This window comes from Lacticaseibacillus suihuaensis (genome assembly GCF_054785075.1).
This window is the reverse complement of record NZ_BAAGBJ010000001.1, coordinates 407,306-424,520: the sequence shown is the minus strand read 5'-3', so window position 1 is coordinate 424,520 and position 17,215 is coordinate 407,306. Positions and strand designations below refer to the sequence as shown.

At 60.1% G+C, this 17,215-nt stretch carries 18 protein-coding genes; 16 read left to right on the top strand and 2 right to left on the bottom strand.

Going from position 1 to position 17,215, the window contains the following annotated elements; genetic code table 11:
- The 7 genes from ACYVRZ_RS01920 to ACYVRZ_RS01890 all read left to right on the top strand — a co-directional run bounded on the left by ACYVRZ_RS01920 (position 1) and on the right by ACYVRZ_RS01890 (position 7,018).
- Positions 1-2,097, top strand: coding sequence for an ABC transporter ATP-binding protein (locus ACYVRZ_RS01920; RefSeq protein WP_461224317.1), 2,097 nt, complete (start codon positions 1-3; stop codon positions 2,095-2,097).
- Between the two features lie 116 nt (positions 2,098-2,213).
- Positions 2,214-2,561 (top strand): 50S ribosomal protein L19, encoded by a 348-nt coding sequence (gene rplS, locus ACYVRZ_RS01915; protein ID WP_225047490.1) that lies wholly within the window; start codon positions 2,214-2,216, stop codon positions 2,559-2,561.
- A 56-nt stretch (positions 2,562-2,617) separates the two neighbouring features.
- A complete protein-coding gene (locus tag ACYVRZ_RS01910) occupies positions 2,618-2,791 on the top strand; it encodes a hypothetical protein (protein ID WP_461224315.1) in 174 nt (57 codons plus the stop codon).
- 14 nt (positions 2,792-2,805) lie between these two features.
- Positions 2,806-3,051 carry a DUF896 domain-containing protein gene (locus tag ACYVRZ_RS01905; RefSeq protein WP_461224313.1) on the top strand — a complete coding sequence of 82 codons (246 nt, stop codon included), beginning with the start codon at positions 2,806-2,808 and terminating at the stop codon, positions 3,049-3,051.
- Positions 3,052-3,120: 69 nt separating this feature from the next.
- Positions 3,121-3,339, top strand: coding sequence for a YneF family protein (locus ACYVRZ_RS01900; protein ID WP_461224312.1), 219 nt, complete (start codon positions 3,121-3,123; stop codon positions 3,337-3,339).
- A gap of 147 nt (positions 3,340-3,486) precedes the next feature.
- The gene (locus ACYVRZ_RS01895; protein ID WP_461224310.1) at positions 3,487-5,241 is read left to right on the top strand and encodes an ABC transporter ATP-binding protein; all 1,755 of its coding nucleotides are present in this window, start codon (positions 3,487-3,489) and stop codon (positions 5,239-5,241) included.
- Between the two features lie 52 nt (positions 5,242-5,293).
- Positions 5,294-7,018 (top strand): ABC transporter ATP-binding protein, encoded by a 1,725-nt coding sequence (locus ACYVRZ_RS01890; RefSeq protein ID WP_461224539.1) that lies wholly within the window; start codon positions 5,294-5,296, stop codon positions 7,016-7,018.
- A gap of 569 nt (positions 7,019-7,587) precedes the next feature.
- On the opposite strand, the gene ACYVRZ_RS01885 is transcribed toward ACYVRZ_RS01890, so the two are convergent.
- On the bottom strand, positions 7,588-8,970 hold the full coding sequence (locus ACYVRZ_RS01885; RefSeq protein WP_461224308.1) for an APC family permease: 1,383 nt from the start codon (positions 8,968-8,970) through the stop codon (positions 7,588-7,590).
- A gap of 23 nt (positions 8,971-8,993) precedes the next feature.
- On the bottom strand, positions 8,994-9,647 hold the full coding sequence (locus ACYVRZ_RS01880) for a lysophospholipid acyltransferase family protein (RefSeq protein WP_461224306.1): 654 nt from the start codon (positions 9,645-9,647) through the stop codon (positions 8,994-8,996).
- Positions 9,648-9,752: 105 nt separating this feature from the next.
- Between ACYVRZ_RS01880 and ACYVRZ_RS01875 the strand changes: the two genes are divergently transcribed.
- The 9 genes from ACYVRZ_RS01875 to rseP all read left to right on the top strand — a co-directional run bounded on the left by ACYVRZ_RS01875 (position 9,753) and on the right by rseP (position 17,129).
- Entirely contained in the window at positions 9,753-10,484 is a 732-nt protein-coding gene (locus ACYVRZ_RS01875; protein ID WP_461224304.1) for a tRNA1(Val) (adenine(37)-N6)-methyltransferase, read from the top strand.
- The gene (locus ACYVRZ_RS01870) at positions 10,477-10,740 is read left to right on the top strand and encodes a GIY-YIG nuclease family protein (RefSeq protein WP_461224302.1); all 264 of its coding nucleotides are present in this window, start codon (positions 10,477-10,479) and stop codon (positions 10,738-10,740) included. The genes ACYVRZ_RS01875 and ACYVRZ_RS01870 overlap by 8 nt, the downstream gene beginning before the upstream one ends.
- Before the next feature lie 162 nt (positions 10,741-10,902).
- Positions 10,903-11,694, top strand: a complete 792-nt coding sequence (gene rpsB, locus ACYVRZ_RS01865) for a 30S ribosomal protein S2 (RefSeq protein WP_262316482.1) — start codon at positions 10,903-10,905, stop codon at positions 11,692-11,694.
- Between the two features lie 97 nt (positions 11,695-11,791).
- Complete coding sequence (gene tsf / locus ACYVRZ_RS01860) at positions 11,792-12,664, top strand: translation elongation factor Ts (protein ID WP_461224300.1); 873 nt, start codon at positions 11,792-11,794, stop codon at positions 12,662-12,664.
- A 186-nt stretch (positions 12,665-12,850) separates the two neighbouring features.
- Positions 12,851-13,570: a UMP kinase gene (gene pyrH, locus ACYVRZ_RS01855; RefSeq protein WP_262316480.1), complete on the top strand. Its 720-nt coding sequence runs from the start codon at positions 12,851-12,853 to the stop codon at positions 13,568-13,570.
- Positions 13,571-13,573: 3 nt separating this feature from the next.
- Positions 13,574-14,131 (top strand): ribosome recycling factor, encoded by a 558-nt coding sequence (gene frr, locus ACYVRZ_RS01850; RefSeq protein ID WP_262316479.1) that lies wholly within the window; start codon positions 13,574-13,576, stop codon positions 14,129-14,131.
- Between the two features lie 188 nt (positions 14,132-14,319).
- Positions 14,320-15,075, top strand: coding sequence for an isoprenyl transferase (locus ACYVRZ_RS01845; protein ID WP_461224297.1), 756 nt, complete (start codon positions 14,320-14,322; stop codon positions 15,073-15,075).
- 12 nt (positions 15,076-15,087) lie between these two features.
- Positions 15,088-15,876 (top strand): phosphatidate cytidylyltransferase, encoded by a 789-nt coding sequence (locus ACYVRZ_RS01840; protein ID WP_461224295.1) that lies wholly within the window; start codon positions 15,088-15,090, stop codon positions 15,874-15,876.
- Between the two features lie 11 nt (positions 15,877-15,887).
- Positions 15,888-17,129, top strand: coding sequence for an RIP metalloprotease RseP (gene rseP, locus ACYVRZ_RS01835; RefSeq protein WP_461224293.1), 1,242 nt, complete (start codon positions 15,888-15,890; stop codon positions 17,127-17,129).
- The last annotated feature ends 86 nt before the right edge of the window (positions 17,130-17,215 follow it).

Sequence of the window (17,215 nt, the reverse complement as noted above, 5' to 3'; positions counted from 1 at the left end):
ATGAGCGATACCAAACGAGCCATCAAATTCTTCTACCTGTACCTCAAAAAGTACAAGCTGCAGTTTCTGCTGATCGCGGTTTTGATCGTCGCGGCCACCTACTTGCAGGTCAAGGCGCCGGTGGTGATGGGCGACGCGATCACCGACCTGTCGACCTACGTCGGTGACTTCTTCACCCACCAGCACGCCCCGGAGGCGACCAAGGCGCTGCAAAAAATTGCGGCCGGCGGGACCCAGGCGCAAGACGCCTTGCAAGGCATCGCAGAAAAACTCGGCCAGGCCAGCGGCCACACCGTCGCCGCCAGCGGCTTGACCGACGCGAACGTGCCAAGCCAGGTGCTGGCCAGCCTGCCCAAGGGCACCACGATCAAGGGCCTCCAGCAGCTGGCCGCGATGCCAGACGCCTGGCAGCACCTGACCGACGCGAACGTGCCGGCCTCGGTGCTGGCCAACCTGCCCAAGGGCACCACGATTCAAAGCCTGCACCACGTGGCACTGTCAAGCGCCGCCAGCAAGGCCGATTTTCTGGGCACCATGTGGAAGCTGTTGGCCTTTTACGTGATGACCGGCGTGGCGCAGCTGCTGTATACGCTGTTGTTCACCCGCATCGTGGCGCATGCGACCAACCGGATGCGCAAGGGGCTGTTCGGCAAGCTCGAGCGCATGACCATCGCCTACTTTGACCGCCACGAGGACGGCGACATCCTCGCGCGGTTCACCTCGGATCTGGACAACATCCAAAACACGCTGAACCAGGCGGCGGTCAACGTGACCACCAACGTCGCGTTGTTCGTCGGCCTAATCATCATGATTTTCCGCCAAAACGTCAGCCTGGCCTGGGTCACCGTCTCCACGACCCCGGTGGCGGTGCTTTGCGCCGTGATCATCGTCGCCCAGGCCAAGCGCTACACCGACCGCCAGCAGACGCAGGTCGGCGACCTGAACGCCTACATGGACGAGAAAATCTCGGGCCAAAAGGCGATCATCGTGCAGGGTCAACAAGAACAGACGATCTCAGGCTTTGTCACCAAAAACGCGGCGGTGCAGCGCTCGACGTTCGCCGCTCAGGCCTGGTCCGGGATGATTTTCCCGCTGATGAACGGCTTTTCGCTGCTGACCACCGCCTTGGTGATTTTCCTCGGCACCCGCATCGCGCTTAACGATGCCAGCCTGAGCACCGCGGCCGCCTTGGGGCTGGTCGTGACCTTCATCCAATACGCCCAGCAGTACTACAACCCGATCATGCAGATCTCCAGCTCCTTTGGTCAGCTGCAGCTGGCGGTCACCGGGGCGACGCGGCTGAACGTGATGTTCGACGAGCCCGACGAGGTGCGGCCGGTCAACGGCAAGCCCTTCGATCACATCGGCGACGGCATTCACATCGACCACGTCGACTTCGGCTACCTGCCGGGCAAGCCGATTTTGAAAGACGTCAGCATCGCAGTCGCACCCGGCCAGATGGTGGCCTTAGTCGGCCCGACGGGATCTGGCAAAACCACGGTGATGAACCTGATGAACCGCTTCTACGACGTCGACGCCGGCGCGATTCGCTACGACGGCACCGACATTCGCGAATTCGACCTGGATTCGCTGCGGTCGCGCGTCGGCATCGTGTTGCAGGAGTCCGTGCTGTTTTCCGGCACCATCGCCGACAACATTCGCTTCGGCAAGCCCGAAGCGACAATGGCTGAGGTGATCACCGCGGCCAAGACCACGCACATTCACGACTTCATCATGAGCCTGCCCGAGCAGTACGAGACGCATGTCGACGAAAGCAACGCGGTTTTCTCGGTCGGCCAAAAGCAGCAGATTTCCATCGCCCGGACGATTCTGACCGACCCGGCCATCTTGATTCTGGACGAGGCGACCAGCAACGTCGACACGGTGACCGAGCAGCAGATTCAGTGGGCGATGGAGGCGGCAATTGCCGGTCGCACCAGCTTCGTCATCGCCCACCGGCTGAAGACCATCCTGAACGCCGACAAGATTGTCGTGCTCAAGGACGGCCAGGTGATCGAAGAGGGGACGCATGAAGAGCTGGTCGCGGCCCAGGGCTTTTACGCCGAGCTGTACCACAACCAGTTCGTCTTCGAGTAACCGGCTTTACTTCAACCACCGCGTGTGTTACACTACTATCTTGTGGCAACCCCACAACAGTAACGATGTTCCGCTGATCGGGACGATTATGAATGTCGGTATAAGGAGAAATTTCAATGAACCCATTGATTCAAGAAATCACGAAGTCGCAACTGCGTGACGACATCCCAGACTTCCGCCCTGGTGACACCGTCCGTGTTCACGCCAAGATTGTCGAAGGCGAACGCGAACGTATCCAGATCTTCGAAGGCGTTGTGATCAAGCGTCGCGGTTCCGGCATCTCGGCCACCTACACCGTCCGCAAGATTTCCAGCGGTGTCGGCGTTGAGCGGACGTTCCCGCTGAACACCCCACGCGTTGAAAAGATCGAAGTTGTGCGTCACGGCCAGGTTCGGCGTGCGAAGCTCTACTACCTGCGTGCGCTGCGCGGGAAGGCTGCTCGTATCAAAGAGAAGCGTCGTTAAGACAAAGGGGCCGCGTTTGCGGCCTTTTTTGATGTCACCGGGAAGGAGGGCTGACCTTGGATCAGATCATCTACGTGGTGTACTACGATCAGCCCGAGGCCCCGGCCAAGCTGATCAAGGGCTTTCGCTCGCGGCCCCGGGCGCTGGAGTACCAGGCGATGCTGGCCGCGGCGCCGTTTCCCGGCCAGCAGCCGGCCGGCTACCGGGTCGGGGAGATTCACCTCAACTAAAAGGAGGCAGCATCATGGCACAGCAACCACAAGAACGGCTGGATCGCATCAACGAACTGGCCAAAAAAGACAAGGAATTCGGCCTCACCGAAGCCGAGGTCGCGGAGCGCAAGGCGCTGCGTGAGGCCTACCTGGCCGACTTTCGCGCCGGGTTCCGCCAGCAGCTTGAGACCACTGCGTTTTACAACAAGGCCGGCAAGGAGATCACGCCGGAGAAGCTGCAGGCGATTCAGCGCAAACGCGGCCTGCGGAAAGATTAGGCTTTCAAAGCGTCGCCAGCTTTTGTACAATGTTACTGTTGAGAAATTTTGCAGAGGGGAGGATCGACGATGCTATTCGTGTTAGGACTGATCCTCGGGATTCTGGCAGGGGCCGTTGCAGGCTTCTTCGGGGCCCGAGCTTATATGAAAAAATATTTCCGCGATAACCCCCCAGTTAACGAGGACATGATGCGCAGTATGATGCTATCGATGGGTCAAAAACCTTCCGAAAAGAAGCTGAACCAGATGATGCAGCAGATGAAGCAGGCGCAAAAGCGTTCGAAGTAAGACTGCTCGGGAAGCGGTTCGGCCCCCTGTTTTGGGGTCGAACCGTTTTGTTTTGCCCGTAAGCGGGGGATTCTCACGTCATTATCTGCAACATGTCACCCAATCATTATCATTCTCGAACAATCTCATTATTGGAGGGCCTAAGTCATGGGTATTTTCAAAAAATTGGGCTGGTACTTCCGCCAGGAGCAAAAGCGCTACGGGCTTGGCATCTTGTTCCTGGTGCTGGTGGCCCTGGTGAACCTGATCCCACCCAAGGTGATCGGGACCTTGGTCGATGCGATGGACAGCAAGCGCTTAACCACCGATCGCCTGCTGCTGTGGCTCGTGCTGCTGTTGGCCGCCGGGGTCGGGCAGTACCTGTTTCGCTTCGGGTGGCGCAACGCCATCTGGGGCGGCGCGGCCAAGCTGGAAAAAACGCTGCGAACGCGCCTGTTTTGGCACTTCATGAAGATGGATGCGACCTTCTATCAGCGCCACCGCACCGGCGACTTGATGGCCCACGCCACCAACGACTTGAACGCGATTCAAAACGTGGCCGGCGCCGGTATCCTCACCTTGTTTGACTCCATCATCACCGGCGGCACCACGATCGTCGCGATGGTGCTGTTCGTCGATTGGCGGCTGACCATCCTGGCGATCCTGCCGATGCCGCTTCTGGCGGTGATGGCCCGCAAGCTCGGGATGCGCCTGCACGAGGCCTTCGCCCGGTCGCAAGCGGCTTTTTCCCGCCTGAACGACAAGACGCAAGAATCCGTGTCCGGCATCAAGGTGATCAAGACCTTCGGCCAGGAGCGAGAAGACACCGCCGACTTTAACCAAATCGTCGACAAGACCATTCAGATCAACAAGAAGGTCAACTTCCTGGACGCCTTGTTCGACCCGACGACCAGCGTGATCATGGGCATCACCTATGTCATCACCATCGTCTACGGCGGTCACTTGGTGCTCTCCAGCCAGATCACCATCGGCCAGCTGGTCTCCTTCGTGTCCTACGTCGCCTCTTTGGTGTGGCCGATGTTTGCCATCGGCCGGCTGTTCAACATCTTGGAGCGGGGGAACGCGTCTTACGACCGCGTCAACGCGCTGCTGCAAGAGCAAAGCGCAATCATCGAGGCGCCCGACGCGATTGCCACGCCAGCGCATGGCGACATTCGCTTCAAGGTCAACAAGTTCAGCTATCCCGGCGACGACCACGCGACGCTGGTCAACGTCCACTTCTCGCTGCCTGAGGGGCAGACGCTGGGCATCGTCGGGCGCGTCGGCGCCGGCAAGAGCACGATCTTCAAGCTGCTTTTGCGCGAATTTGACGATTACGACGGGGTGATCGAGTTCGGCGGCCACGACATCCGGCACTACACGCTGGACGCGCTGCTGGATTCGATCGGTTACGTGCCGCAGGACAACTTCCTATTCTCCACCACCGTCGCCGACAATATTCGCTTCTCAAGCTTTGCCAAGGCGCAAGGCGAAGTCGAGGAGGCGGCGCGGGAAAGCGCCGTTCACAACGACATCTTGGACTTCGCGGAAGGCTACGGCACCCTGGTCGGGGAACGCGGCGTGTCGCTTTCGGGCGGGCAAAAGCAGCGGCTTTCCATCGCCCGAGCGGTGATCACGACGCCGGAGCTTTTGATTCTCGACGACTCGCTGTCGGCGGTCGACGCGAAGACCGAAAACGAGATTCTGACCAACCTCAAGAGCGTTCGCGACCACAAAACCACGATCATCGCCGCCCAGCGGCTGTCGTCGGTCATGCATGCCGATGAGATTATCGTGCTGGAAGACGGTCACGTGATCGAGCGCGGCACCCACAGCGACTTGTTGGCCAACCACGGCTGGTACGCCGAGATGTGGGCCAAGCAGGAACTCGAACAAAAGATTGAAGGTGAACAACTTGGCTAAATACGAAAGCGCCTGGGCGAAGAGCATCCCGTTCAAGGAGCAGCTTCACATCATGAAGCGGCTGTTGGGTTACACGCGGCCGTACAAGAAGCAGTTCTTGGGGGCGCTGCTGGCCGCCGCGCTGCTGGCCGGGGCCAACGTCGCGCTGCCGGCGGTCTTGCAGTACTACATGAACCAATATCTGAGCAAAATGAGCGCGACCACCGCGATCATTTTCGCCTTCGGGGGGCTTTACGCCTTGGGCACCCTGATCAAGGCCCTGTTCCAGTTCTTTCAAACCTTCCTGTTTTCGATGGGGGCCGAGCGGGGGCTGGAAGACGTGCGGCGGCAGCTGTTCAAGAAGCTGCACACGCTGGGGATGCGCTACTTCGACCAGACGCCGGCCGGCTCCATCGTCAGCCGTGTGACCAACGACACGATGACCATGACCGACTTTTGGAACGTGATCTTGAGCGTGATCGTCGGCCTGTTCTCCATCGTGTCAAGCTTTGCGATGATGTACAAGCTCAACGCTAAGATTGCGCTGATGGTGCTGGCCTTCCTGCCGGTGCTGCTGCTCGCCATTTGGTATTACAGCCACTACTCCAGCAAGGTTTACCGCCACATGCGCGAGAAGCTGTCAGAGCTTAACACCAAGCTCAACGAGTCGATCGAAGGCATCGGCATCATCCAGCAGTTCCGCCAGGAGAAGCGCATCGCCGCCGAGTTCGAAACCACCAACAACGAGTACCTGGACACCCGCACGGCGATGATTCGCACCAACTCGCTTTTGCTGTCGCCGATCATTAACCTGCTGTACAGCCTGGCGCTGGTGGCGGTGCTCGGGGCGTTCGGGGTCATGTCGATGCGCAACTTCGTGTTGGCCGGCACCATCTACGCCTTCACGACCTACGTCTCGAATTTCTTCAACCCGATGACCAACATGATGGATTCGCTGTCGAGCTTCCAGGATGGGGTGGTCGCCGGCAGCCGGATTTTCCGCATCATGGACAACACCGAATACGCCCCGAGTCAAAACCCAGGCGCCAGCGCGACCATCGCGGCCGGCAAAATCGAATTTCGCCACGTCAGCTTCGCCTACGACGGCGTTCACGAGATTCTGCACGACATCAGCTTCGTCGCCAATCCCGGCGAAACCGTGGCGCTGGTCGGCCACACCGGCTCCGGCAAGTCCTCGATCATCAACGTGATGATGCGCTTTTACGAGTTCGGCACCGGTGAGATTCTGATCGATGACGTCGACATCCGCGATTACCCGATGCCCGAACTGCGCCAAAAGCTCGGCCTGGTACTGCAGGACGCCTTCATGTTCTACGGTGACATCAGCTCGAACATTCGGCTCTTCAATGAAGACATCACCGATGAGCAGGTGGTCGCCGCCGCCAAGTTCGTGCAGGCCGATCGCTTCATCGACAAGCTGCCCAACACCTACCACGCCCGGGTGATCGAAGGCGGCAGCCAGTTTTCAAGCGGCGAGCGTCAGCTTTTGAGCTTCGCGCGAACCGTGGTCACCGATCCCAAGATTCTGGTGCTCGACGAGGCCACGGCCAACATCGACACCGAAACCGAGTCCGTGATTCAAGAGGGCCTGCGCCGCATTCGCAAGGGCCGCACGACGATTGCCATCGCCCACCGCCTGTCCACCATCAAGGACGCCAACCTGATCTTGGTGCTCGATGCCGGGCGCATCATCGAATCAGGCGATCACGAGCAGCTGCTGGCCAAAAAGGGCCGCTACTACGATATGTACCGCCTGCAAAACGGCGACGTCGACTGACGGCTTGCCGACTCGAACGCCTTCGCTCACCGCGAAGGCGTTTTTTGTGTTGCGACGACGCAAAAAAGCCGGCGCCGTGCTGGCGCCGGACGCGCCGAAGCCACCGCAGGGGTAACCCCGCGGCAGCCTCGGTTATTTTTGTTGGTGACTTGCGTTCTTGTGCCGATGGCTCCGCGCGGCGGCCGCGCTGCTGCGCGGTGCCTTGGGACAAGCCCCCTGTCAGTTCGGCACCGCAGCTACCTCGCAAGCGAGTAGGCACCGGACTGTGCGGCAGGCGGATGGTGGTCCACACCCTGGTGGTCGGCCTCAATCGGAGGGGGCCGTTGCACGAAGACGTCGGCGTTGTTGCCAGGTTCGGCATGGCATGAGTGGGGTACTGGGAATGCTTATGTCCCGGACCGTTCCCCATAGACAGTGGCATTACTACGGCTGTGATCGCAGCCGCCTCCCCGTCCTAAGATAATCATCTGAAGCCAGTGTAAGCCCTGCCAGGGTGGCCGTCAAATTTTAAGCTCACCATCGCGCCCAGCAAAAAAGCGCCTGGTCAAAGGCGCTTGCAACGGTTGTGATCAAAGGTTAGAGACAGCGTGGCGGAAGCCATAGGCGAAGTACACCACCAGGCCGAGCCCGAACCACACCAGGCTCATCAGCCAGGTTTCGCGGCTCAGCTGGCTCATCAAGAGCAGGCAAAACAAAAACGAAATAATCGGCACCACCGGGTAGCCCGGCACCTTGAAGCCGGGGTTGTCAATGTGCTCGTGGCGCCTGAGCGGAATGATGCCCAGGGACACGAAGGCAAAGGCGATCAGCGTCCCGATGTTGACCAGGTTGACCAGCTGGGTCAAGGGCACCAGGCCGCCCATCACCGCGATGATCAAAGTGACGGTCCACAGGGCGTTTTCCGGCAGCCGGTGACGAACCCGGCCGAACCAGGCCGGCAGCAGGCCGTCGCGGCCGATGGCGTAAACCAGGCGGCTGGAGGAGTAGATCATGGTGACCATCATCGTGAACATACCGGCCAAGGCGCCGACCGCGATGATGCCGCCCAGCTGCGGCTGGTGGATCAAAGCCAGCGCAAAGGAGACGGGGTCGGCGACGTCAAGTCGTGTGTAAGAGACGATGCCGGTCAACACCACCGCCACGGCGACGTACAGTAACGTGGCGATGATTAAGGTGCCGATGATGCCGCGGGGCAGCGTTTTTTGCGGGTCTTGCACTTCCGGCGCCGAGGCCGACACGGCGTCAAAGCCCAGGTAGGCGAAAAACACTAACGATGCCCCGGCCAACACGCCCTTGTAGCCGAAGGGCAGGTAGGGCTGCCAGTTCAGCGGCCGGATGTAAAAGGCGCCGACAACCACGAACAGGCCGATGATGGCAAGCTTCACCACCACCATCGCCCGGTTGACCTTCATCGACGTCGACATGCCGCGCGACAGCATAAAGCCGATGATCAGCACCACCACCACGGCAATCAAGTTGACGTAGGTGCCGTGGGCCGGGTCGAAGGCGCCGGCCAAGGCGTGGGGCAAAGCGAGGTGAAAGCCGCTGAGCAGGCTTTGGAAGTAGGCGGCGAAGCTGGTGGAAACCGCCGCGACCGCCAGCATGTACTCGAGAATCAGGGCCCAGCCGATGATCCAGCCGAACACCTGGCCGAACACGATGTTGCCGTAAGCGTAGGCGGAGCCGGCCACCGGTAAGGCGGAGGCGAACTCCGCGTAGCACATCGCGGCCAGGCTGCAGACGACGGCGGCCAGCACGAAGGCCAGCGTGATGCCGGGACCGCTGGTGGTCGCCGCGACCGTGCCAGGCAGGATGAAAATGCCGGTGCCGATGACGGCTCCGATGCCCAGGGCAATCAGGTCGCGGGTGGTCAGCGTTCGCGCCAGCTGGTGGTCGGCCGAAAGCGTTCGGTCCAGGTCGGGCTTAACGGTCAGTCGTTGCCAAAACGTCATGGGGTGGTCCTTTCTGGGCGGCGTCACTTGAGCTTGCCTGCCTTTTTCTCCAGCTCGTACTTCTTTTGGTCCGGCACGTAGGTGAAGTGCGGGTCGATCGCGTGGTCGATCGCGTCAAAGGCGGCCTGCATCTGGTCGCCAATCGCCTGGGTCTGGTCCTCGGTCAGCCGACCGCTGGGCACGGGGATCGGCTCACCGAAGCGAACGGTGACGCGCTTGCGCAAGAAGAGTTGCGAGAAGCGAACCGGACCCTGGTAGACGGCCGGCACCAGCGGCACTCGGGCGAGCTTGGCGATCAAAATCGCGCCGCCCTTGAGCTGGTTGGAATAGCGGGTGCCAGAGGGGAAGACGATGATCGACAGGTCCTGGTTTTTGATCATTTTGACCGGGGTCTTGATCACGCTGGGACCGGGGTTGGCGCGGTTGACGCCAAAGGCATTGGCGTGGACCAGAATCCAGCGCAGGATGGGGTTATGAAACAGCTCCTCCTTGGCCATGAAGCCGTAGCGGCGCGGCGAGCCGGCGACGGCAAAAAAGATGGGGTCCCACCACGTGCGGTGCGGCCCCACCAGCACGTACGGCCCCTTGGGTAGCGCCGCTTTGTTCTCGTAATGCGTGTTGCCATTGATGATGAAAATCAAAAAGCGGGCGACGACGCGGATGAATCGGTAAAACATCTGGCCACTTCCTTTGTGGAATTTTGCTGGCATCATTATACCACACGCCCGTGCGTCGCCTAGCGCCAGATGGTATGATTAGAGGCAACGAGCGGGGAGGACAACATGGACTTACTAGACGACGAGCGCATCGACCAGCTGCAAGGCCAAGGGGTGCGACTGATTCAATCCAAGACGGTGTTCGCGTTCTCGCTGGACGCGGTGCTGCTTGCGGCCTTCGCCGAGGTCAAAAAAACGTCGCGGGTGGTGGATCTGGCGGCCGGCAACGGCGCGGTGGGGCTGTTCGTGGCGCAACGCACCAACGCCCAGGTGACGCTGATCGAGCTGCAGCCGCGCCTGGCCGACATGGCCCAACGCTCGGTGGCCTTGAACGGGTTTGAAAACGTCGACGTGCATCAGCTGGACCTCAAGGACGCAAGCACCGTGGTGGCCAATGATTCGGTGGATGTGGTCACGTGCAACCCGCCGTACTTCAAGGTACAACCCGGCAGCGTCCAAAATCCCAACACGCACCTGGCGCTGGCCCGCCACGAGCTGACCACCGATTTCAAGACGGTGTGTGCGGTGTCTGCCGGGCTGCTGAAGTACCAAGGCAAGGTCTTTTTCGTTCACCGCCCGGACCGACTGGGCGAGCTGTTGGCTACGATGACGGCGGCGGGGCTTGCCCCCAAGCGAATCCGCTTCGTGCATCCCAAGGCCGACCGCGAGGCCAATATGGTGCTGATCGAAGGCATCAAGGCCGGCAAGCCGGATGGCATGCGCATCCTGCCGCCGCTGACGGTTTACGGCCCGGATGGTCACTACGGTGCGGAGGTGATCCGGCTGCTTTATGGCTAAACCCTACTACTTCTATGTCCTGCTTTGTGCAGACGGCACCTTTTACGGCGGCTTCACGGATGACGTTGGCCAGCGCGTCGCCACCCACAACGCCGGCAAAGGCGCCAAGTATACCATGCGGCGGCGGCCGGTGCGGCTGCTTTACGCCGAGGCGTTTGCCACCAAGCACGATGCGCTGTCGGCCGAGTGGCACTTCAAGCACCAAAGTCGCGCGGCCAAGGAGGCGTTTTTGACGGTTCACCACATTTCTTGGTGATGTCAAGCGATAATGCTTGTCAAACCGGCCGGCCTTTTGTATACTTGACCAAGTGTGAAAACACAACTCACATTCCGGCGTGATCGAAGGCGCGGTGCTGCGTTGCAGTCTGCCTGCGAGGTGAGCGTTGGAAGAGGAAAAAACCATATTGGAGGACTACACATGTCTGTATTAAGCATGAAGCAACTGCTTGAAGCCGGTGTCCACTTCGGTCACCAGACCCGTCGCTGGAACCCGAAGATGAAGCCATTCATCTTCACGGAACGCAACGGCATCTACATCATCGATCTGCAAAAGACCGTTAAGATGGTTGACGACGCCTACAACTTCGTCAAGGAAGAGGCCGCTGACGGTGGCGTGTTCCTGTTCGTTGGGACCAAGAAGCAGGCCCAAGACGCGATTGCCGAAGAAGCAACCCGCGCCGGCCAGTTCTACGTCAACCACCGCTGGCTTGGCGGCACGCTGACCAACTGGAACACCATCCAGACCCGGATCAAGCGCCTCAAGGACATTAAGAAGATGGCCGAAGACGGCACCTTCGACAAGCTGCCGAAGAAGGAAGTTTCCCTGCTCAAGAAGCAACAAGAGAAGCTGACCAAGTTCCTTGGCGGGATCGAAGATATGCCACGCATTCCAGACGTGCTGTTCATCGTTGACCCACGCAAGGAAAAGATTGCGGTTCAGGAAGCACAAAAGCTGAACATCCCGATCGTTGCGATGGTCGATACCAACACCGACCCAGACGACATCGATGTCATCATCCCGTCGAACGACGATGCGATTCGTGCCGTTCGCCTGATCACGGCTAAGATGGCCGATGCGATCGTTGAAGGCAACCAGGGTGAAGACCAAGAAGACGCTGCACCGGTTGAACAAGCCGCAGGCGACGCCAAGGTCGATTCCATCGAAGACATCGTTGAAGCCGTTGAAGGCGACAACCAGGATGCCGAATAATACGCTATAACATGGCCGCCGACCGTTTCGCATATCTTTTGCAAGACAATCGGCGGCTCTTTTTGAAAACAAGCACACACTAGGAGGAACAACTAACATGGCAATTACTGCTGCACAAGTGAAGGAATTACGCGATCGCACCCAGGTCGGCATGATGGACGCCAAGAAGGCCCTGGTAGCCGCCGACGGTGACATGGACAAGGCCATCGACGTCCTGCGCGAAAAGGGCCTGGCCAAGGCCGCCAAGAAGGCCGGCAACGTCGCTGCCGAAGGTCTGGCCGACATCGCCATCGCCGGCAACACCGCCGCGGTGATTGAAGTGAATTCCGAAACCGACTACGTTGCGGCCAACGACAAGTTCAAGGACTTCGTCAAGCAGGTCGGCGACGCGATTGTGGCCAACAAGCCAGCCGACCTCGAGGCCGCCCTGGCCATTGAACTCGACGGCGTTGCCATCGACGCTGCCGCCAAGGCCCTGACCGCCGTGATCGGTGAGAAGATCAGCCTTCGGCGTTTCCAGCTGGTTGAAAAAACCGCTAGCGAAAACTTCGGCGCATACCTGCACAACGGCGGCCAGATCGCCGCGTTGGTAACGGTTGACGGCGCCGACGAGGAAACCGCGCGTGACATCGCGATGCACGTCGCCGCGATCAACCCGAAGTACCTCGATCGCACCCAAGTCCCGGCCGCCGAGCTGGAACACGAAACCGCGGTCTTCACCGAAGAGACCAAGGCCGAAGGCAAGCCGGAAAAGATTGTGCCACGCATCGTTGAGGGCCGTGTCAACAAGTGGCTGAGCGAAATCTCCCTGGTTGACCAGGAATTCGTCAAGGATTCCGACAAGACCGTGGCCGAATATGCCAAGAGCAAGAACGGCACCGTCAAGGGCTTCGTTCGCTTCGAAGTCGGCGAAGGCATCGAAAAGAAGCAAGACGACTTCGTTGACGAAGTGATGGGTCAAGTCAAGTAAGACTCGCATTAAGCGTGCTGCGGCACGCTTTTTTTGCGGGCACGGGGGTGTGGCACCAGCGGCTCGCGGTGGCCCCAAGGCCGTGGCCCGTGGGGTCACGGTCCGGGCGGCACGGGAGTTTCGCCTCGTGTCGGCGCCGGCTTTGTGATAAACTATTGACAGCAACTAACGGAAGGAAACGTGAACATGGTGAAATACAAGCGAATCGTACTGAAGGTCAGCGGCGAGGCCCTGGCCGGCAAGGAAGGCTTCGGCATCAAGCCGCCGGTGATCCGAAAGATCGCCGAGCAGATCAAGACCGTGCATGACCTCGGCGTCCAGATCGCGATTGTCTGCGGCGGTGGCAACATCTGGCGCGGCGAAACCGGCGCCGAAATGGGCATGGAACGCGCCCAGGCCGACTACATGGGGATGCTGGCGACCGTGATGAACGGCCTGGCGCTGCAAGACAACCTCGAAAGCCTCGGGGTGCCGACGCGGGTGCAGACCTCCATCGAGATGCGCCAGATTGCCGAGCCGTACATCCGACGCAAGGCGGTGCGGCACCTGGAGAAGGGCCGCGTCGTGATTTTTGCCGGCGGCACCGGGAACCCGTACTTCAGCACCGACACCACCAGCGCGTTGCGGGCGGCCGAAATCGGCGCCGACGTGATCTTGATGGCCAAAAACGGCGTCGACGGGGTTTACTCCGCCGATCCGAACAAGGACAGCTCGGCCGTGAAGTTCGAGGAGCTCAGCCACCTAGACATCATCAACAAGAATCTGCACGTGATGGACTCCACCGCCAGCACCTTATCCATGGACAACGACATTCCGTTAGTCGTGTTTAACTTGAACGAACCAGACAACATTAAGCGGGTCGTCGAAGGCGAAAACATCGGGACGACCATCAAAGGGAGAGAATAACAGATGGCCAATGAGATTATTGACAACGCCAAGCAGCTGATGCAAAAAACCGAGGCTGCCTTTGCGCGTGAACTTGGGAACATCCGGGCCGGCCGCGCCAACGCGAGCCTGCTCAACCGCATCGAAGTCGAGTACTACGGGGTGATGACACCGCTCAACCAGGTGGCGGCGATCACGATTCCGGAACCCCGCGTCCTGATGGTCAGCCCGTACGACAAAACGGCCCTCAAGGCGATCGACTCGGCCCTGAACGCCTCCGATCTTGGTATCAACCCGACCAACGACGGCAATGCGATTCGCCTGGTCGTGCCGCAGCTCACCGGTGAGCGTCGCCAGGAAATCGCCAAGGAAGTCGGCAAGTACGCCGAAGAGGCCAAGATTGCCATTCGCAACATCCGCCGCGATGCCTTGGACAAGGCCAAAAAGCAGGAGAAGGCCTCCGCAATCACGGAAGACGACCTGCACCGCACGGAAAAAGACGTGCAAAAGGTGACGGACGACGCAACCAAGCGCATCGACGCGATTGCGGCGGAGAAGGAACAAGAGATCAAAGAGGGTTAACCCCGAATCGATTCCCGCAAAGGTCGGCGATGCCTCGCCGGCCTTTTCTTGTCGCGGTCGGGCCAATTTGATCGCGCATTCGGGCAAATCTTGCGGGAAGCGGCCGGCCGCGGTTGTTGCCCGGGGTGCGGTCTGATACAATCGTCTAGAATGACCGGGCGCGGCCCGGTGTCAAGAGGAGGCATTTTGTGTTCGGGGATAAACAAACCACGGCGCTGGACCCGGCGCGAATTCCGGCCCATCTGGCCATCATCATGGACGGCAACGGTCGCTGGGCGAAAAAGCGCTTCTTACCCCGCATTGCCGGCCACAAGCAGGGCATGGAAAACGTCAAGGTGATCACCAAGGCCGCCAGTCGGCTGGGCATCAAGGTGCTGACGCTGTACGCTTTTTCCACCGAGAACTGGAAGCGGCCAGACTCTGAGGTCAACTACCTGATGAGCCTGCCGGTCGACTTCTTCAATGTCTTCATGCCGGAGCTGATTGAAGAGAACGTGCGGGTGCAGGTGATGGGCGAACTCGATGCGCTGCCGGCCAAAACCCGTCAGGCCGCGGCCCAGGCCGAGGCCGACACTGCGGCCAACACCGGCATGATTCTGAACTTCGCCCTGAACTACGGCGGCCGCGACGAGCTGATCGAGGCGACCCGTGCTATCGCAGTCGCCGCGGCGGCCGGGACCTTGGATCCGGCTAACATCGACGCCGCCACCATTGCGGCTCACCTGATGACCCGGCGCCTTGGGGATCTCGCCGACCCGGATCTGTTGATCCGCACCAGCGGCGAGGAGCGGCTGTCCAACTTCTTGCTGTGGCAGTTGGCTTACAGCGAGTTGGTGTTCACGCCGGCGTATTGGCCGGACTTCTCGCCGGCCGCCCTCGAGTCGGCCATCACCGAGTACCAGTCGCGCGACCGGCGCTTCGGCGGCATCGATTCGAATCGTTAGGAGGCAATACCTATGAGACAACGCATTATCACGGCGGTGGTCGCCTTGGCCATCTTCATTCCGATTCTGTACCAAGGCGGCTGGTGGCTTGAAATCGCCGCCTCGGCCCTGGCCGTGGTCGGCATGTCCGAGATCTTCATCATGCGCAAGCGCATCATCATGTCGTTCGACTTCCTGCTGGCCGGCCTCGGGGTGCTGCTCGTCACCTTGCCCGATCACCTTTTCGCCTGGCTGCCCCAAAACATCACGCGGCTGGATCTGATCTACGTGATCGTCGTGCTGCTTTTGCTTCACACCGTCGCCAGCAAGAACAAGACGACCTACGACGACGCCGGCATCGCGACCATCTCGCTGTTTTACATCGGCACCGGGTTCCATAACCTGATTACGGTTCGCAACGATGCCGGGCTTGACACGCTGATGTTTGCCCTGTTGGTGGTGTGGCTGACCGACTCCGGCGCGTATTTTTGCGGCCGGGCGTTTGGCAAGCACAAGCTGTGGCCGGCGATTAGCCCCAACAAGACCTGGGAAGGATCCATCGGCGGCAACGTCGTCGCGCTGATCTTTGCGGCAATTTACCTGCAGTTTTTCCCGCAGTTCTACCCGTTTTGGCCGATGATGGGCATCGCGCTGTTCCTGAGCGTGATCGGCAGCCTCGGCGACCTGGTGGAGTCCGCGCTCAAGCGCTACTACGGCGTGAAGGACTCGGGCAAAATCCTGCCGGGCCACGGCGGCATTCTCGATCGCTTCGACAGCTTGCTGTTGGTGCTGCCGATGCTGCACCTGTTCGGCATCGTTTAGGAGGTGGCTGAATGACCACAATCATTGCGTTTCTCATTGTCTTCGTGATCTTGGTGCTGGTCCACGAGTTCGGCCACTTCATCTTCGCCAAGTGGGCGGGAATTTTGGTGCGTGAATTCTCCATCGGCATGGGGCCCAAGCTCGTGGCCTGGCACCGCAACCACACGACCTACACGCTGCGGCTCTTGCCGCTGGGTGGCTACGTTCGCATGGCCGGCTGGCAGGACGAAGACGACGCCATCAAGCCAGGGACGATGCTGGCCATCGAAACCAACGCCGATGACGTGGTCACGCGCCTGAACCTGTCGAGCAAAACCACCCTGCAAGGCGGCATTCCGGTGCAGGTGGCCAAGGTCGACTTGGTCCACGACCTGGTTGTCGAAGGCTACGCCAACGGCGACGAGTCCGAGCTGCGAACTTGGCACGTCGACCACGACGCCACCATCATCGAGGAGGACGACACCGAGGTGGTGATTGCCCCAGACGACGTCCAATTTCAAAACGCGCCGGTGTGGAAGCGGCTGTTGGTCAACTTCGCCGGGCCGATGAACAACTTCATCTTGGCAATCCTGGTCTTCATCGGCTTTGCGATGGCCTCGGGCGTGGCCAACCTGAACACCAACCAGATTGGCGGCGTTCAGGCCGGCTCACCGGCGGCCCAAGCGGGGCTGACCGCCGACGCCAAGATTCAGACGGTGGCCGGGCAGGCGATTCACAAGTTCACCGACCTCAGCCCAATCGTCGCCAAGCACAAGGGTGAGGCGATGAAGGTCCAGGTGGTGCAAGGCGGCAAGACGCAGATGCTGACCATCACGCCGACCAAAAAAGGCCTGATCGGGGTCACCCCGGCGGTTGACCGGGGCATCGGCACGGCCGTCAAGTACGGCTTCTCCCAGTCTTGGTACATCGCCAGTTCCATCGTACATGTGCTCAAGCAGCTGGTGACCGGCCAGTTCTCCCTGAACAAGCTGGCCGGCCCGGTCGGCATCTACACGATGACTAGCCAGGCCGCGGCCGGGGGCTTCAGCACCTTGGTTCTGTTCTTGGGGATGCTCAGCATCAACTTGGGCATCATGAACCTGATTCCGATTCCCGTGCTCGACGGCGGTAAAATTCTGCTGAATCTGATCGAAATGATTCGGCGCAAGCCGCTGTCGCAGGAGAAGGAGGGACTGGTCACGATGATCGGCGCCGGGCTGATGCTCGCGCTTTTGGTGGCCGTGACCATCAACGACATTCTTCGCGCATTCTGACCCACACAGCCGGCGGTCGTGCCGGTGTTCGCAAATGCGTGGTCCACGGGCGATTCGTGGGTCACGCGCTCACTTTGGAGGCAATT

What these genes read in the sequence shown, in the direction of transcription:
- ACYVRZ_RS01920 (WP_461224317.1), top strand. Translation starts at nt 1, where the DNA reads ATGAGCGATACCAAACGAGCCATCAAATTCTTCTACCTGTACCTCAAA.
- rplS (WP_225047490.1), top strand. Translation starts at nt 2,214, where the DNA reads ATGAACCCATTGATTCAAGAAATCACGAAGTCGCAACTGCGTGACGAC.
- ACYVRZ_RS01905 (WP_461224313.1), top strand. Translation starts at nt 2,806, where the DNA reads ATGGCACAGCAACCACAAGAACGGCTGGATCGCATCAACGAACTGGCC.
- ACYVRZ_RS01900 (WP_461224312.1), top strand. Translation starts at nt 3,121, where the DNA reads ATGCTATTCGTGTTAGGACTGATCCTCGGGATTCTGGCAGGGGCCGTT.
- ACYVRZ_RS01895 (WP_461224310.1), top strand. Translation starts at nt 3,487, where the DNA reads ATGGGTATTTTCAAAAAATTGGGCTGGTACTTCCGCCAGGAGCAAAAG.
- ACYVRZ_RS01890 (WP_461224539.1), top strand. Translation starts at nt 5,294, where the DNA reads ATGAAGCGGCTGTTGGGTTACACGCGGCCGTACAAGAAGCAGTTCTTG.
- ACYVRZ_RS01885 (WP_461224308.1), bottom strand. Translation starts at nt 8,970, where the DNA reads ATGACGTTTTGGCAACGACTGACCGTTAAGCCCGACCTGGACCGAACG.
- ACYVRZ_RS01880 (WP_461224306.1), bottom strand. Translation starts at nt 9,647, where the DNA reads ATGTTTTACCGATTCATCCGCGTCGTCGCCCGCTTTTTGATTTTCATC.
- ACYVRZ_RS01875 (WP_461224304.1), top strand. Translation starts at nt 9,753, where the DNA reads ATGGACTTACTAGACGACGAGCGCATCGACCAGCTGCAAGGCCAAGGG.
- ACYVRZ_RS01870 (WP_461224302.1), top strand. Translation starts at nt 10,477, where the DNA reads ATGGCTAAACCCTACTACTTCTATGTCCTGCTTTGTGCAGACGGCACC.
- rpsB (WP_262316482.1), top strand. Translation starts at nt 10,903, where the DNA reads ATGTCTGTATTAAGCATGAAGCAACTGCTTGAAGCCGGTGTCCACTTC.
- tsf (WP_461224300.1), top strand. Translation starts at nt 11,792, where the DNA reads ATGGCAATTACTGCTGCACAAGTGAAGGAATTACGCGATCGCACCCAG.
- pyrH (WP_262316480.1), top strand. Translation starts at nt 12,851, where the DNA reads ATGGTGAAATACAAGCGAATCGTACTGAAGGTCAGCGGCGAGGCCCTG.
- frr (WP_262316479.1), top strand. Translation starts at nt 13,574, where the DNA reads ATGGCCAATGAGATTATTGACAACGCCAAGCAGCTGATGCAAAAAACC.
- ACYVRZ_RS01840 (WP_461224295.1), top strand. Translation starts at nt 15,088, where the DNA reads ATGAGACAACGCATTATCACGGCGGTGGTCGCCTTGGCCATCTTCATT.
- rseP (WP_461224293.1), top strand. Translation starts at nt 15,888, where the DNA reads ATGACCACAATCATTGCGTTTCTCATTGTCTTCGTGATCTTGGTGCTG.